This is a genomic window from Luteimonas sp. MC1782, from assembly GCF_014164605.1.
Lineage (GTDB): Bacteria > Pseudomonadota > Gammaproteobacteria > Xanthomonadales > Xanthomonadaceae > Luteimonas.
In genome coordinates, this window is sequence record NZ_JACJFT010000001.1 from 1,245,764 (window position 1) to 1,261,213 (window position 15,450).

Genomic DNA, 15,450 nt, shown 5'->3' on the forward strand with positions numbered 1-15,450 from the left:
GCATGTACCTCGCGCACTACGGACTCACCGAGCCACCGTTCTCGATCACGCCGGATCCGCGCTTCGTGTTCCTGGGCGAGCGCCACCGCGACGCGCTCGCGCACCTGATGTTCGGCATCACCCAGGGCGGCGGCGGCGGTTTCGTGCAGCTGACCGGTGAGGTCGGCACCGGCAAGACCACGCTCAGCCGGCTGTTGCTTGGCCAGCTGCCCGACAACGTGCGCGTGGCGCTGGTGCTCAATCCGCGGGTCGACCCGACGCAGCTGCTGGAAACGGTGTGCGAGGAGCTGCGCATCGACCTCGACGGCCGCCGTGGCAACGCCAAGGCGCTCATCGACGCACTCAACGCCCACCTGCTCGACGCCTACGCGCAGGGCCTGCGCGTGGTGCTGGTGGTCGACGAGGCACAGGCGCTGTCGGTGGACACGCTGGAGCAGGTGCGCCTGCTGACCAACCTCGAGACCGACACGCAGAAGCTGCTGCAGGTGATCCTGATCGGCCAGCCCGAGCTGCGCGACATGCTCGGGCGCCCGGACCTGCGCCAGCTGGCGCAGCGGATCACCGCGCGCTTCCACCTCACCCCGCTCGACGCCGCCGGCACCGCCGATTACCTCCGCCACCGCTTCCGCATCGCCGGTGGCCAGCATTTCCCGTTCGATGCCGGCGCGGTGCAGCGCATCCACCTGCGCAGCGGCGGCATTCCGCGGCTGGTGAACGTGATCGCCGAGCGTGCGCTGCTCGCCGGCTACGCGCGCGACCGCGCCACGCTCGACGCCGCCCTGGTCGAAGAAGCCGCGCGCGAGGCGTTGCCGCCGCCGGTGCGCGCGTCCGCGGCATCGCGTCGCTGGATGCTGGTGGCGGCAGGCGTGGGCGCCGCGGCGGTGCTGGCGATCGCGCTGGCCGCGCTGCTGCCGCGCGCGGGCGCGCCGCGGGCAGGTCGTGTCGCAGACGACGCCACGCGCGCATCCGCTACGGTCGCCGAGGCAGCCGCCCGTGCACCCGGCGGCGGCGCGGCGTCGGCCGCCACCGGTGCGGATGGCGCGTCCACAGCGGCCGGCGCTTCCGCCAACGCCGCTGCGACTGCGCGGATCCACGCAAGCGACGCGGATTCGGCCACGCTCGCCACACGGATCGCCGCTGCCGCCAGCGGTCGCGCGGACGCACGCGCCGCCGGCGGTGCGGAGGCCACAGCCACCGGCAGCAGCGACGAGCGCGCGTGGCTGGCGATGCTCGCCGCCTGGGACCTGCCCACCACGCTGGACGACGCGCGCGCGGCGTCGGCCTGCGCACGCGTGCTTGCACCCGGCGCCTACTGCGTGCGCGGCAATGCCCACCTCGACCGCCTGGTCGCGATCGGCCGACCGGCGCTGCTGCAGCTCGAAGCCGACGGCCGCCAGGCCTGGGCGCTGCTGCAGGCGACCGATGGCGGGCGTGCGCGCCTGCTGCTCGACGGCCGCACGCTCGACGTCGACCGCGCGACCCTGCAGCAGGCGTGGACTGGTCGCTACGCCGCGGTCTGGCGCGCGCCGGTCGCGCTTGCCGATGCGCCGGTGCAAGGCCAACAGGGCGTCGCTGTCGACTGGTTGCGCGCACGGCTCGTGACTGAAGGCGTGGCCGTGCAGGCAGCGGACGGCACCGTGTTCGATGCCGACCTGGCCGCATCGGTGCTCCGCTTCCAGCGCGCGCGTGGTCTCGCGGTCGACGGTGTCGTCGGCCCCGAAACACTGTTCGCGCTGGCCGTGAACGATGCCGGCCCGCGCCTCGCGCGGACCCTGGACTGAGGGACGCCGATGTCGCTGATCCTCGAAGCCCTGCGCAAGTCCGAAGCCGAACGCCGCCGCGGTGAAGTCCCCGGGCTGCGCGTCGAACTGCCGCCGCTGGGTTCGACCACGCGCCGTGGCATGCCGGCGTGGGGCTGGCTTGCGCTCGCCGGCACCGCCGTCGCCGCGGTGCTGGCGTTCGTGCTGCTGCGCGGCGTCGACCCGGCGGCCGTAGAGGCCAACGGCGGCAATGCCGCTGTCGGCGACGACTTGGCGCACGCGGTTGCCACGCCGCCGCCCGCGCCGGGCGATGCACGCCAGGCAGGTGATCCTGATCGCGGCGACGTCGGCATGGACACCCTGCCCAGCGTCGAGCGCATCGTCGCGCAAACGCCCGAGCCCCCACCTGCGCAACCACAGGCTGCCGTCGGCACGACTGCGGCTGGCACAACAGCGCTACCCGCAGGCGCCACGGCAACGGCGATGACACCGGATGCCGACGTTCCCCGTGTTTCCGCCTTGCCAGCTCCCCCGGTGGCTCACCCGCTGCCACCACCCGCAGCGCCACAGCCCGCTGCCCCCGTGCCCGCGCCGATGCCGGCCCAAGACTTGCCGCGCATCGCCGAACTCCCCGCCAGCCAGCGCGAGCGCCTGCCCGCGCTGAAGATGACCATGCACATGTGGAACGCCGACCCGGCGCGGCGTTTCGTGATCGTCGACGGCCGGCGGCTGGTGGAGGGCGACCGCGTCGGCGAAGCCACGGTGCGCACGATCGATGCCGATGGCGTGGTGCTGGAGCTCGATGGACAAGTGCTGCGCCTGCCCCTGCGCTAGGCCGTGACAAACCCGCCGGTGCGGCGAACCACCCCGGTGTCACGCATGATCGCGGCCGGAGCCGCTCGGGAATGGACAGCATCGCCAGCACACACGCCACCGACGCCGAGGCCTTCGCCGCGCTCCTCGACCGGCACCGCGGCATCGTCTTCAAGGTTGCCGGCACCTATGCCCGCGGCGCCGACCGCGACGACCTCGCGCAGGAGATCGCCGCGCAGCTGTGGCGCGCCTGGCCGCGCTACGACCCCGCGCGGCCGTTCTCGACCTGGATGTACCGGATCGCGCTGAACGTCGGCATCTCGTTCCTGCGCGGCGAGGGCCAGCGCCGCCGGCACGCGGTGCCGCTGGACGACGCCCTGCACGACGTCGCCGACGACAACGCCCACGACCCGGTGCACGACGACGGCCTGCGCCTGCTGCACGGCTTCATCGCCACCCTCGCACCGCTCGACCGTGCACTCCTCCTGCTTTACCTCGAGGAGCGCAGCACGCGCGAGATGGCCGACGTGCTCGGCATCTCCGACAGCAACGTCACCACCCGCCTTTCCAGGCTGCGCCAGCGGCTGCGCGAGCACGCCGCCAACCAGGGACACCACTGACATGACCGCTTCCGACATGGGCAGGACGATGGAACTCGACGACCTCAAGCAGGCCTGGCAAGTGCTTGGCAGGCAGATGGAAAGGCAGCAGGCGCTGAACCTCCAGCTGCTGCGCGAATCGCGGCTGGAGCGCGCGCGCCGCGGCCTGCGCCCGCTGGTCATCGGCCAGCTGCTGCAGCTGCTGCTGGGCGTGGCGCTGGTGGTGCTGGGCGTGGCCTGCTGGACGCGCAACACGGAGGTCGCCGGCCTGTTCGCCAGCGGCATCCTCGTTCACGCGTTCGGCGTGCTGAACATCGCGCTGGCCGGCATCACGCTCGGCCTCGTCGCCAGCATCGACTACTCGGCGCCGGTGCTGCGCATCCAGCAGCAGATGGCCCGGCTGCTGCGCGTTTACGGCATCAACGCCAACGCCGCGGGCCTGCCGTGGTGGATCATGTGGGTGCTGGTGGTGGTGGCCGTCTCGGGGCTGGGCGCCACGCCCGCGGCAGCGGCCACGCCGGCGTGGATCCAGGCCAGCCTGGCGGTCGGCGTCGCAGGGCTGCTGGGCACCTGGCTGTACGCATGGCGCAGGCGCCGCAACCCGGCACTGCCGGGTGCGGCGACCGATGCGAATGCACATCCCTGCGTCGCCGACGGCGGCGACGGCATCCGCCGCGGCCAGCAGATCCTCGACGAGATCGCCCGCTTCGAGCGCGAGTGAGGCGCGCTCAGAACAGCGCGGAGAGCACCATCAGGATGCCAAGCAGCGAGATGCCCCAGATCAGGCTGCGCACATAGGGAATACCGGCCGCGTATGCCGGGATGTAGGCGACCCGCGCCCAGAAGTAGACCTGTGCGCCGAGCACGGCGCGCTCGCCGGACTGCCCCGATACCACCACCGCCAGCACCGCGGCCGCGAACATCGGGAAGGTCTCGAGGAAGTTGGCGAAACTGCGGTTGACGCGGCCCGCCACGCCGTCGAGGGGCGGCACCGCGCCGTCGCGAGGCCCGGTGTTCCACGCCAGCCCGCGCTGCGAGGTCTTGAGCGTGGCGTCGAGGAACAGGTGCACCAGGCCCAGCACGATCGCCCAGCCCAGGATCTGCAGTTCGGTGGTCATCGCGGCGTCTCCTTCCCCCCCGGCGGCGTGCCGCGGCTGACGGAAGGGTAACGCCGATGGCGACCCGGTTGCGCTAGGCTCGCCACATTCCGAAAACACGCGCCGGACCGCACATGCCACGCATCGAATTCGAACTCCAGGGCGAGCACGTCGAGCTCAACCAGCTGCTCAAGCTGGTCGGGCTGTGCGACAGCGGCGGCGCCGGCAAGGCGCTCGTGGCCGCCGGCGCGGTGCGCGTGGACGGCACCGTGGAAAGCCGCAAGACCGCCAAGATCCGCGCCGGCCAATACGTGCTGCTGGGCGACACCGAAATCGCGGTGCTGGCGGGCGACGCACCGTGACCGCCGCGGTCGTCGCGGCGCTGCTGCTGGCGGCGGCGCTGGTCGCGTGGGGCGTGTTCGCCTTCAACCGCCTGGTGCGGCTGCGCAACCAGGTGAAGACCGCCTGGGCCGATATCGACGTGCAGCTTCAGCGCCGCCACGACCTGGTGCCGCAGCTGGTCGCCGCGGTGCGCGGCTATGCCGGGCACGAGAGCGCCCTGCTCGAGGCCGTCACCGCGCTGCGCGCGCAGGCGATGGCGGTGGCCAGCCCGGCGAAGCTCGGCGCGCTGGAGCAGGCGCTGGAACAGGCGGTCGGCCGCCTGCTGCTGCTGCGCGAGGCCTATCCCGACCTCAAGGCCAACCAGAACTTCGCGCAGCTGCAGCGTGAACTGGTGGAAGTGGAAGAACAGCTGCAGTACGCGCGCCGGTTCTACAACGGCGCGGTGCGCGACCTCAACGACGGCGTGCAGCGCGTGCCCGACCTGGTCGTGGCGCGCGCCTTCGGCTTCGGCGACGCCGAATTCTTCCAGGCCGCCGAAGGCGGACGCGCGGCGCCGGTGGTGGAGCTGTCGCGATGAGCGGCGTGGCATCCACGCTGCGTGGGTTGCTGGCCGCGGCGCTGCTGGCGCTTGCGGGAGCATCCCAGGCGCAGGAGCGCATCCTTGCCTACGACAGCGAAGTGCAGGTCAACGCCGACGGCAGCCTCGACGTGGTCGAGCGCATCCGCGTGCGCGCCGAGGGCGACAACATCCGCCGCGGCATCTACCGCGACTTCCCCACCCGCTACAAGGACCGCCACGGCAACAACGTGGTGGTCGGCTTCGACGTGGTGGACGTGGCGCGCGACGGCGTCGCCGAGCCGTGGTTCACCGAAGGCGTCAACAATGGCGTGCGCGTCAACACCGGCAACGACGACCTGCTGCCGGTGCCCGCCGAATACACCTACACGCTGCGCTTCCGCACCACGCGGCAGGTGGGCTTCTTCGCCGGCCACGACGAGCTGTACTGGAACGCGATCGGTCACGGCTGGGACTTCACCATCGAGACCGGCAGCGTCGAAGTGCGTCTGCCCGCGCCGGTGCCGGAGGACGACCTGGTGGCGGAAGGCTACTCGGGCGCATACGGCGCGCAAGGCGACGATTTCGAGGCGCGCATCGTCGCGCCCGGCGTCGCCCGCTGGACCCTGACCCGCCCGCTGCCGCCGCGCGAAGGCCTGACCACGGTGCTGTCGTTCCCCAAGGGCGTGGTGGCGGCGCCGACGCGCTCGGACACGCTGTGGTGGCTGCTGCGCGACAACCTCTCGCTGCTCGCGGCGTTCGCCGGGCTGTTGCTGCTGGCGGCGTTCTGCCTGCGGCGCTGGAACCGCATCGGCCGCGATCCGGCGACCGGCGTGGTGATCGCCCGCTACGATCCGCCGCGAGGTGAGTCACCGGCGGCGCTGCGCTACATGATGCGACGCGGCTACGACAACCTGTGCCTGTCGTCCGAGCTGCTGGCCTGCGCGGTCAAGGGCGCGGTCACCATCGAGCGCGAGGAGCGCACGCTGGGCGATGCCTGGACGCTGCAACGCAATCCCGGTCCGCACCACATCGACAACGACGACGAACGCCGCCTGCTCGAAGCCCTGTTGCCCGGCAGCGCCGCGCGGCTCGCGCTGAAAAAGGGCAGCGCCACGCGCATCCAGGCGGCCATCGCCACCCACGGCAAGGCGTTTGCCAAGCGCTTCCAGCCGGCGATGTTCTCGCACAACGGTGGCAGCATCGCGATCGCCTGCGTCATCTTCGCCGTCACCGTTGCGGCCACCGTGGTGCTGGCCGCGATCAACCACGGCGGCGGCATGCCGTGGGCGCTGGTGCCGTTGGGTCTCGCGCTGGTGGTGCTGATCACGTTCTGCATCGTGATCGGCGCGCCCACGCCCGAGGGTCGCAGGCTCCTCGACGAGATCGAAGGCTTCAAGCGCTATCTGTCGGTGGCCGAACAGGACGACCTGGCGCGGCTGGCTGGGCCCGCGAGCGCCGGCGGTGCCGGCCCCGAGCCCCGGCTCGACGCCGCGCGCTTCGAGGCCCTGCTGCCGTATGCGGTGGCGCTGGGCGTCGAGGACGCGTGGACGCGCCGCTTCACGCTGGCAGTCGGTGCCGCGGCCGCCGCCGCGGCCACCGCGGCGATCGGCTGGTACCAGGGCGGCAACTTCGGCAGCGTCGGCAACTTCACCAAATCCGTCGGCGGTGCCCTGGGCACGCAGATCGCCTCGGCGTCGTCGCCCCCGGGCAGCTCGTCGGGTGGTGGCGGTGGCGGGTTCTCCGGCGGCGGTGGTGGCGGCGGAGGTGGCGGTGGCCGCTGACGACACGCGCCGCGGCCTGCTCGGCTGGTTCGAGCGCAGGCTCGATCCGTTCCCCGACACACCGCCGCGCCAGCCGCCGCGCACGCTGGTCGCGTTCTGCATGCACTACACGCGCGGCGCCGGCCCGTGGCTGATCGCGCTCGCCGTGCTCGGCGCGGCCATCGCCGCCGCGGAGCTCGCGCTGTACGTGTACCTGGGCGCGCTGGTCGACCGGCTGGGCGCGCACACGCCGGCCACGTTCCTGGCCGTGGAAGGTCCGAGGCTGGCGTGGATGGCCGGGCTGGTGCTGGTGGGCCTGCCGCTGCTGGTGCTGCTGGATTCGATGGTGCAGTACCAGGCCCTGCTCGGCAATTTCCCGATGCGCATCCGCTGGAACGTGCACCGTTACCTGCTGCGCCAGTCGATGGGCTATTTCCAGGACGAGTTTGCCGGGCGCATCGCCACCAAGCTGATGCAGACCTCGCTTGCCGTGCGCGAGACGGTGGTCAAGCTGCTCGATGTCGGCGTGTACATCGTGGTGTACGTCACCGGCGCGATGCTGGCCGCGGCCACGTCGGACTGGCGACTCATGCTGCCCTTCGCGGGCTGGATCATCGCCTACGCCCTGTTGATGCGGTATTTCGTGCCACGCATGGAGCGTGTCTCGCGCGAGCAGGCTGATGCGCGCTCGGACATGACCGGCCGCATCGTCGACAGCTACACCAACATCGCGGTGGTCAAGCTGTTCTCGCACTCGCGGCGCGAGCAGGCCTATGCGCGCGAGGCGATGCACGGCTTCCTCGGCACCGTGTATCGGCAGATGCGCCTGGGCACGCGGGTCAGCGTGGCCAACTACACGCTCAACATGCTGCTGCTGGCGTCGGTGACCGGCGTCGGCGTGTGGCTGTGGCTGGGGGACGCCATCAGCGCCGGCGCGGTCGCGGTGGCCGTCGCCCTGGCGTTGCGCATGGTGGGCATGTCGCAATGGATCATGTGGGAACTGTCGGCGCTGTTCGAGAACATCGGCACCGTGCAGGACGGCATCAGCTCGATCTCGCTGCCGCCGACGGTCGACGACGCGCCCGGCGCGCCGGAGCTCGGCGCGGTGGCCGGCGACATCCGCTTCGAGGGCGTGGGCTTCCACTACGGCAAGGGCGCCGGCGTGATCGACCGCCTCGACCTGCACGTGCGCGCCGGCGAGAAGATCGGCATCGTCGGCCGCTCCGGCGCCGGCAAGTCGACGCTGGCCAACCTGCTGCTGCGCTTCCACGACGTCGAGAGCGGCCGCATCCTCATCGACGGCATCGACATCGCCAGCGTGCAGCAGGACACGCTGCGCGCGCGCATCGGCGTGGTCACCCAGGACACCTCGCTGCTGCATCGCTCGGTGCGCGAGAACATCCTCTACGGGCGGCCGGACGCCAGCGAGGCCGAGATGATCGAGGCCGCGCGCCAGGCCGAGGCGCACGACTTCATCCTCCAGCTCGGCGATGCCGAGGGCCGCCACGGCTACGACGCCCAGGTCGGCGAGCGCGGCGTCAAGCTGTCGGGCGGCCAGCGCCAGCGCATCGCCGTGGCACGCGTGCTGCTGAAGGACGCGCCGATCCTGGTGCTCGATGAAGCCACCTCCGCGCTCGACTCCGAGGTCGAGGCCGCCATCCAGGGCAATCTCTACCGGCTGATGCAGGGCAAGACCGTCATCGCCATCGCCCACCGCCTGTCGACGATCGCGGCCATGGACCGGCTGGTGGTGATGGACCAGGGGCGGATCGTCGAGGAAGGCACGCATGCCGAGCTGGTCGCCGCCGGCGGCCTGTACGCGCAGCTGTGGCAGCGGCAGTCGGGTGGTTTCCTGGCCTGAGCGGCGGGCCGCGGGCCGCGGGGTTCCGGGGCGCTCAGTGCGTGCCGCTGGCGCCGGTATCGGTGGCCTGGCCGCGGCGCTGGTAGAACGCGCTGCGCACCGCGTCGAACTCGCTCATCGGGCTGTCGTCGGGACAGGCCTCGTCGGGGAAGCTGAAGGAGTCGCGCAGCGCGAGGCCACAGCTGTTGAGTTCTTCAATGTCGGTGTCGGGGGCCTTGCACTGGCGGTCGAAGGCGCGCTGGAAGCTGTCGCGGCGGCGCACGAAATCAGCGCCGCACTTGCGCATCAGCTTCAGCCGGTCGAGGTCGTCCTGCGCCGGGTTGGTTCCGTCCAGGCCGTATTCGCGCAGTTCGGTCGCGCTCAGCACGCGCAGGTTGCGGTTGGGCACCGACATCATCAGGTCAGCCACCGCCACCGCCACGCCGTTGCGCTCCAGGTATTCCTTGACCCGGCCGTAGACCGCCTGCAGCTCGGCGTTGAGCTCGGCGCGCGTGGTGGCGGTGGAACTCATGCGGATGATGCGGTGGATGCCGACCGGGCCCGAAATCATGCGCACGTCGCCGGCACCGAGGATCAGCACGCAGGCGCTGTGGCAGGCCGCGCCTTCGCGCACCCAGACCGTCCAGCCCGAGGCGCCGATGGTGTCGCCGGCCTTGATGGCGTCTTCCACCTGGCCGCCGCTGGAGTCGATGTCGAGCACGCGCTTGCCGATCTCCATGCGGTCGGCGATCACCGCCACGCGCTCCACCAGCGCGTGGAAACCCGCGTTGATCTTGCCGTCGTAGCGCAGGCGCACCAGGCCGCGCTCCTGGCAGGGCTTGAGCGTATCGACCACCTTGAAGAACGACAGGTCGGTGAGCGCGTCGCCGTCACCGGCGCCGGCATAGTCGAGCTCGCAGCTGATCGAGGCGGTGCCGTCCACCAGCGCCACCTGCGGCCAGTCGGTGCCCTTGCGCACGTCGTAGGCCTTGGGCACGACCTCGACCGGGGCGGAAATGAATTCGCCGTCGTTGGCTTCGGCCTCCACCTCGATCGCCTGCTGCACCGGAACGATGTCCTGCGACGGCGCGCCGCAGGCCGCGAGCAGCAGGCACAGGACGGACGCGCGGAAGGGGAGCGACATGCAGGCGGCTGCGGGGGCGTGGGGCGGCCATCCAGTCTAGTGGCTGCCCATGGCGGCGGAGCAAACGCGAGGTGAACCGGTCAGCGGAAATCCCGCGACTCCGAACGCAGGCCGCCGAGCAGGGCCGACAGGTCCTCGAGGTGGCCGGCGATCAGGTGCTCCACGCCGTCCACGCGCTCCCAGCGCCCGCGCACTTCCAGCAGCGTGGCGCCGAGCAGCGCCTTGCGCCCGCGCTCCGCCACGCGCGGCCACACGATCACGTTGACCATGCCGTCCTCGTCCTCGAGGGTCACGAAGATCGTGCCGCTGGCGGTCTGCGGCTTCTGGCGCTGGGTGACGATGCCGGCCACCCGCACCGCGCTGCCGTGGTGGCGGCCGCGCAGCTCGCGCGAGGCCAGCAGCCGCCGCGCGCGCAGGGTATCGCGCAGCAGCGCCAGCGGGTGCGCGCCCAGGCTCAGGCCCAGCGCGCGGTAGTCCGACAGCACGTCCTCCCCGGCGCCGGGCGCCGGCAGCAGCACCGCGTCTTCGTCGGGGCTGCCCGGCAGCAGCGGCCGCTGGCGTTCGATGCCGGCCACCTGCCAGCGTGCGTCGTGGCGATGCCCGGCCAGCGAGGCCAGCGCCCCGGCCTCGGCCAGCGCGCTGCGCGTCTTTTCATCCAGCGCGGCGCGACGGCAGAGGTCGGCGATGTCGCGGAACGGGCGCTGGCTGCGCGCTGCAACGATCGCCCTGGCGACGGCTTCGGAGAGACCTGCGATCTGGCGCAGGCCGAGGCGGATCGCGGGGGCCGCCATCAGCCCCGCCACGCCCTCGCCTTCCAGCGTGCAATCCCACGCGCTGCACGCCACGTCCACCGGCAGGACGTCCACGCCTGCGCGCGCGCCCTTGCCGCGGCGCGCGTCCTGCACGATCTGGCTGGGCGAATAGAAACCCATCGGCTGCGCGTTGAGCAGCGCGCAGGCGAACGCCGCCGGCTCGTGGCGCTTCAGCCAGCAACTGGCGTACACCAGCTTGGCGAACGACGCCGCGTGGCTCTGCGGGAATCCGTACGAGCCGAAGCCCTTGATCTGCTCGAAGATCTGGTCGATGAACTCCGACGAATAACTCTTGTCCTCCATCAGCCTGCGGATGCGCAGGCGGTGCGGCTCCATGTCGCCGCCGTGGCGCCAGGCGGCCATCGAGCGGCGCAGCCCGTCGGCCTCTTCCGGGCTGTAGCCGGCGTGGATCACCAGCTCCATCACCTGCTCCTGGAACAGCGGCACGCCGAGCGTGGGGCCGAGGATCTCCTCGATGCCCGGCGACGGATACGACACCGCCTCCTGGCCCTGCCGGCGGCGCAGGTAGGGATGCACCATGCCGCCCTGGATCGGCCCCGGGCGCACGATCGCCACCTCGATCACCAGGTCGTAGAAGGTCGCAGGCTTCAGCCGCGGCAGCATGGTCATCTGCGCGCGTGATTCGATCTGGAACACGCCCACGGTGTCGGCCAGCTGCACCATGTCGTAGGTCGGCTTGTCTTCCTTCGGGATGGTGGCGAGTTCGAGATCCCGACCGCGGTGCGCGCGCACCAGGTCGAGCGCCTTGCGGATGCAGGTCAGCATGCCCAGCGCCAGGCAGTCGACCTTCAAGAGCCCCATCGACTCCAGGTCGTCCTTCTCCCACTGGATGATGGTGCGGTCGGCCATGGCCGCGTTCTCCACCGGCACCAGCTGCCACAGCGGCGCGTCGGAAATCACGAAGCCGCCGACGTGCTGCGACAGGTGCCGCGGCCGCCCGCGCAGCATGTTGGTCACCGCCAGCACGCGCGCGATGAGGGGGTTGTCGATGTCGAAGCCGGCATCGGCCAGGCGCATCTCCATCGGCGTCTCGCCGTTGCCCCAGCCGAAGCAGCCGGCCAGCAGCGCCACCTGGTCGGGCGGCAGGCCGAAGGCCTTTGCGACATCGCGCACCGCGCTCCTGCCGCGGTAGCGGATCACCGTGGCGGCCAGCGCGGCGCGGCTGCGCCCGTACTTGCCGTACACGTACTGGATGACCTCCTCGCGGCGCTCGTGCTCGAAGTCGACGTCGATGTCGGGCGGCTCGTTGCGCTCCTTCGACAGGAAGCGCGCCATCAGCAGCCGGCTCTCCGCGGGATCGACCGAGGTGATGCCGAGCGCGAAGCACACCGCCGAGTTCGCCGCCGAGCCGCGCCCCTGGCAGAGGATGTCGCGGCCGCGCGCGAAGCGGACGATGTCCTCCACGGTGAGGAAGAACGCCTCGTACTTCAGCTCCGCGACCAGCGCCAGCTCCTCGTCGATCTGCCGCGCCACCTTGAGCGGCACGCCATCCGGCCAGCGCCATTGCATGCCGGCCTCGGTGAGCTTGCGCAGGTGGCTGGCGGGCGTTTCGCCGGCGGGCACGAGTTCCGCCGGATAGTCGTAGCGCACCTCGTCCAGCGAGAACGTGCAGCGCCGCGCCAGCGCCACGGCTTCGGTCAGAAGCGCATGCGGATGGATGTTGCCCAGCGCGCGCCGGCTGCGCAGGTGGCGCTCGCCGTTGCGGAACAGGTGCGCGCCGCAGTCGGCCAGCGCCAGGCCGTGGCGGATCGCGGTCACGGTGTCCTGCAGCACCCGCTGGCGGCGCGTGGCCATGTGCACGTCGCCGGCGGCGAGCGGCGTGAGCCCGGCCTGCGCGGCCAGCGCCAGCAATGCGCCGAGGCGCGCCTCGTCGTCGTGGTCGCGGTGCAGCTCCACGGCGAGGAAGGCGCGTTCGCCGAACGTGTCGCGCAGCCACGCGCCTTCTTCCGGCTGCCCCGGCAGCCAGAGGGCGAACAGGCCGGTCGTACCGTCATCGAAGGCGTCGCGCGCCAGGTCGTCGCGGCCCAGCTGGTAGGCGCCCTTGCCCGCCGCACGGCGCGCGGTGGTGATCACCCGGCACAGCTGCGCGTAGCCGGCGCGGTTCTCGACCAGCAGCACCAGGCGCAGGCCGTCGTCGAGGGTGAACTCGGCACCGACCACCAGCTTCACCCCGGTGATGCGCGCGGCATCGCGGGCGCGCACGATGCCGGCCAGCGAGCATTCGTCGGTGATCGCCAGTGCCTCGTAGCCGCACAGCGCGGCACGTTCGAACAGCTGCTCGGCGCTGGCCGCGCCACGCAGGAAGCTGAAGTCGGACAGGCAGTGCAGCTCGGCATAGGCGGGCGCGTCGATGCCGTGCGGCTCCACGCCCGCCGACGCGTCGTTGGCCGCGCCCAGGCCGGGGACCACCAGCCCGCGACCCGCGTCCGCGCGGCCCAGCGCCAGCTGCATCTGCTGCTGCATGCGCACGTTGCGCGGTGGCCGCGCACCGGGCGTGTCCGGCGCGACGCCCGGCGGCAGGCCGTGGTCGTCGTCCCAGTTCATGCGAACCAGCCGTGCAGCATCCAGTTGCCGAGCTCGCCCGGCGCGGCGAACGCCCAGGCGCGCTGGCCCTGCGCGGTTTCCAGCACGTAATAGTCGCGGCGCGCGTCATCGCCATCCCACCAGCCGCTTTCCAGGCGCTCCGGTCCGGACACGATGCGCACCCGGCCGCGCAGCGGCAGCGGGCGCGGCAACAGCCACGCCGGGCGCGCCGGGCGCGGCGGCGCCGGCTGCAGGCAGGCCGCGTCATCGCCCGCGGCCGCCACGCGTCGCCATGCGCGCTCCGGGCGCGGATCACCGCTGGGCGCGATGCGGTGCACGGCCTCGTCGCCGAGGCGTGCGCGCAGGCGCTCGCGCAGCTGCGGCCACGGCACCGCCTGCGCCGGGCGGGTATCGAACAGGTCGCGCGCGGCCGGCACGAACGGCGGCAGCTCGCGCGCCAGCAGGCGCATCGCCACCACCGGCGCCGGCAGCGCCACCTGCTCCAGGCGGTTGCGGGTGAGTTCGAACAGCAGCGTCGCCTCGCGCTCGGCGGCCAGCAGGCCCACCGCCACGTCGGTATGCGCCGGCGCCTGCACGCGCTCCATGTCGGCGGCGTGCGAGGGCAGCGCATGGCTGCGCTCGTGCTCCAGGCGCAGCGTGAAGCGCTGCACCCCGCCGTCGCGCGCCGAGAGATACGTGGCGAGGTCGGCGATCATCCGCCGCAGCGGGAACAGCAGCGCCTGGTGGCTTTCCACCTCGAAGCCGAGTTCGATGCGCGCGTCGAAATGATCCGGCGGCGCGTAGCACGCCAGCGGATCGTCGGCATCGCCATGCAGGCGGTCGAGGTGCTCGAGCAGCTCCACGCCGAAGCGCCGCCGCAGGCCGTCGCGCGGCAGCGCACGCAGCGCGCCCAGCGTGCGCACGCCCATCGCGTGCAGGCGCGCACCGGCCGTGCCCGGCAGCGCCGCGCGGCGCACCGGCACCTGCGCCAGCGCCTCGTGCATCGCCGGCAGCGAGGTCACCGCGAAGCCATCCCGCAGCCATGCGAACGCCAGCGCCGCGCGCGGCGTGGGCGCCAGCGCGATGCGGTGGCTGAAGCCGAGTCCCGCGAGTTCCTCGCGCAGCCGCGCCTCGAAGCGCGGCCACGGCCCGAACAGGCGGAAACTCGCGCGCGCCTCCAGCACGATCGCCCCCGGCCACTGCGCGCTGACCAGCGAACTGTGGCGATACGCCCATGCCGCCAGGAACCGCTGCCAGCGCGCATCGGCGCTGGCGTCGTGTTCGACCAGCGCCACCCCGCTGCACAGTGCATGTGCGGCGGTGAGGCGCATGCCCGGCTTCAGGCCCGCAGCGGTGGCGGCGGCATTGACCGCATGCAGGCTGCGCAGCTGCGCCGGCCCGCCGACCAGCGCCAGCGGTTGCGAGGGATCGGCTCTGCGCCGGAGGACGGCGTCCAGCGCCAGCCGCGGCAGCGCGATGCAGGCCCAGAGCATGGCGGGCTCAGTGCGTGGTCGCGAACGCGCGCGACGGCAGCTGGCCACCGCGGCATTTGCGCACGTGCCAGGCGCCGCCCTGCGCCATGCCGCTGCCGGCAGCGAACTCCAGCCGCAGCGCCGCCGGCGACGGATTGGCCGCGTGTTTCGCATCGCGGAACGCGAAGCCCAGGCAGTCGCCGCTGTCGGCCGCCACCTGCAGCCGGCGCAGCGCCTGCGCATCCGCCTGCAGCGGCCAACCCAGCACCGCCGCGCAGGCCGCGCTGCGCAGGCACTGCTCGAACGCCCACAGCGCGCCGCGCGCATCGGCTTGGATGATTTCCAGATGGCGCAGGTCCACGCCCGCCGCCTGCCACGCCGGCGCGTACGGCAGGTACGGCGGCGCCACCAGTGCCACCACGCCGCCGGCCTGCGTCAGCCGCGCCAGCGTGGGCAGCAGCAGCGCGATCTCGCCCACGCCATCGGCCGGCAGCAGCAATTCGGTGAGCGCCGCGCGTGGCCAGCCGCCCTGCGGCAGCAATGCATCCAGTGCGGCGTGCCCGCTCGGCTCGCCGCCCGCGGCCACCGCCGGCGCACGCCCCGCGCGCCACAGCGTCTGCGCCGAGAGCATGGCCTCGATGTCCGGCAGCACGCCTATGGACGGCACGCCTATGGACGGCACGCCCATGGACGGCGGCGCGATGGACG

The 15,450-nt window shown here is 72.4% G+C and carries 13 protein-coding genes; 8 read left to right on the top strand and 5 right to left on the bottom strand.

Translation table 11 applies throughout. The features are described 5' to 3' along the window. Nucleotides 1-2 precede the first annotated feature (2 nt). From H5368_RS05870 to H5368_RS05885, 4 genes are all read left to right on the top strand, one after another. On the top strand, nucleotides 3-1,781 hold the full coding sequence (locus H5368_RS05870) for an ExeA family protein (RefSeq protein ID WP_182822305.1): 1,779 nt from the start codon (nucleotides 3-5) through the stop codon (nucleotides 1,779-1,781). Nucleotides 1,782-1,790: 9 nt separating this feature from the next. Continuing rightward, nucleotides 1,791-2,594, top strand: coding sequence for a general secretion pathway protein GspB (locus H5368_RS05875; protein ID WP_182822307.1), 804 nt, complete (start codon nucleotides 1,791-1,793; stop codon nucleotides 2,592-2,594). A gap of 71 nt (nucleotides 2,595-2,665) precedes the next feature. Continuing rightward, the gene (locus H5368_RS05880) at nucleotides 2,666-3,193 is read left to right on the top strand and encodes a sigma-70 family RNA polymerase sigma factor (protein ID WP_182822309.1); all 528 of its coding nucleotides are present in this window, start codon (nucleotides 2,666-2,668) and stop codon (nucleotides 3,191-3,193) included. 1 nt (nucleotide 3,194) lies between these two features. Next, nucleotides 3,195-3,893, top strand: a complete 699-nt coding sequence (locus H5368_RS05885; protein ID WP_182822311.1) for a hypothetical protein — start codon at nucleotides 3,195-3,197, stop codon at nucleotides 3,891-3,893. A gap of 7 nt (nucleotides 3,894-3,900) precedes the next feature. Here H5368_RS05885 and H5368_RS05890 read toward each other — a convergent pair whose 3' ends face one another. After that, nucleotides 3,901-4,290, bottom strand: coding sequence for an MAPEG family protein (locus H5368_RS05890; protein ID WP_182822313.1), 390 nt, complete (start codon nucleotides 4,288-4,290; stop codon nucleotides 3,901-3,903). 113 nt (nucleotides 4,291-4,403) lie between these two features. On the opposite strand from H5368_RS05890, the gene H5368_RS05895 reads away from it, so the two are divergent. The 4 genes from H5368_RS05895 to H5368_RS05910 are packed head-to-tail and all read left to right on the top strand — an operon-like array spanning nucleotide 4,404 to nucleotide 8,791. Further along, nucleotides 4,404-4,631, top strand: a complete 228-nt coding sequence (locus H5368_RS05895) for an RNA-binding S4 domain-containing protein (RefSeq protein ID WP_182822315.1) — start codon at nucleotides 4,404-4,406, stop codon at nucleotides 4,629-4,631. Continuing rightward, nucleotides 4,628-5,188, top strand: coding sequence for a LemA family protein (locus tag H5368_RS05900; RefSeq protein ID WP_182822317.1), 561 nt, complete (start codon nucleotides 4,628-4,630; stop codon nucleotides 5,186-5,188). Before H5368_RS05895 ends, H5368_RS05900 begins: the two co-directional genes overlap by 4 nt. Further along, on the top strand, nucleotides 5,185-6,951 hold the full coding sequence (locus tag H5368_RS05905) for a DUF2207 domain-containing protein (protein WP_182822319.1): 1,767 nt from the start codon (nucleotides 5,185-5,187) through the stop codon (nucleotides 6,949-6,951). The genes H5368_RS05900 and H5368_RS05905 overlap by 4 nt, the downstream gene beginning before the upstream one ends. Before the next feature lie 16 nt (nucleotides 6,952-6,967). Then, a complete protein-coding gene (locus H5368_RS05910) occupies nucleotides 6,968-8,791 on the top strand; it encodes an ABC transporter ATP-binding protein (RefSeq protein ID WP_255486464.1) in 1,824 nt (607 codons plus the stop codon). A gap of 34 nt (nucleotides 8,792-8,825) precedes the next feature. Here H5368_RS05910 and H5368_RS05915 read toward each other — a convergent pair whose 3' ends face one another. The 4 genes from H5368_RS05915 to imuA all read right to left on the bottom strand — a co-directional run bounded on the left by H5368_RS05915 (nucleotide 8,826) and on the right by imuA (nucleotide 15,430). Further along, nucleotides 8,826-9,914, bottom strand: coding sequence for a hypothetical protein (locus H5368_RS05915; protein ID WP_182822321.1), 1,089 nt, complete (start codon nucleotides 9,912-9,914; stop codon nucleotides 8,826-8,828). Between the two features lie 80 nt (nucleotides 9,915-9,994). Continuing rightward, nucleotides 9,995-13,291 (bottom strand): error-prone DNA polymerase, encoded by a 3,297-nt coding sequence (locus H5368_RS05920; protein ID WP_182822323.1) that lies wholly within the window; start codon nucleotides 13,289-13,291, stop codon nucleotides 9,995-9,997. Next, nucleotides 13,288-14,763 (bottom strand): DNA polymerase Y family protein, encoded by a 1,476-nt coding sequence (locus tag H5368_RS05925; protein ID WP_182822325.1) that lies wholly within the window; start codon nucleotides 14,761-14,763, stop codon nucleotides 13,288-13,290. The genes H5368_RS05920 and H5368_RS05925 overlap by 4 nt, the downstream gene beginning before the upstream one ends. 7 nt (nucleotides 14,764-14,770) lie before the next feature. Beyond that, nucleotides 14,771-15,430 (bottom strand): translesion DNA synthesis-associated protein ImuA, encoded by a 660-nt coding sequence (gene imuA / locus H5368_RS05930; RefSeq protein WP_182823805.1) that lies wholly within the window; start codon nucleotides 15,428-15,430, stop codon nucleotides 14,771-14,773. Nucleotides 15,431-15,450: the final 20 nt, after the last annotated feature.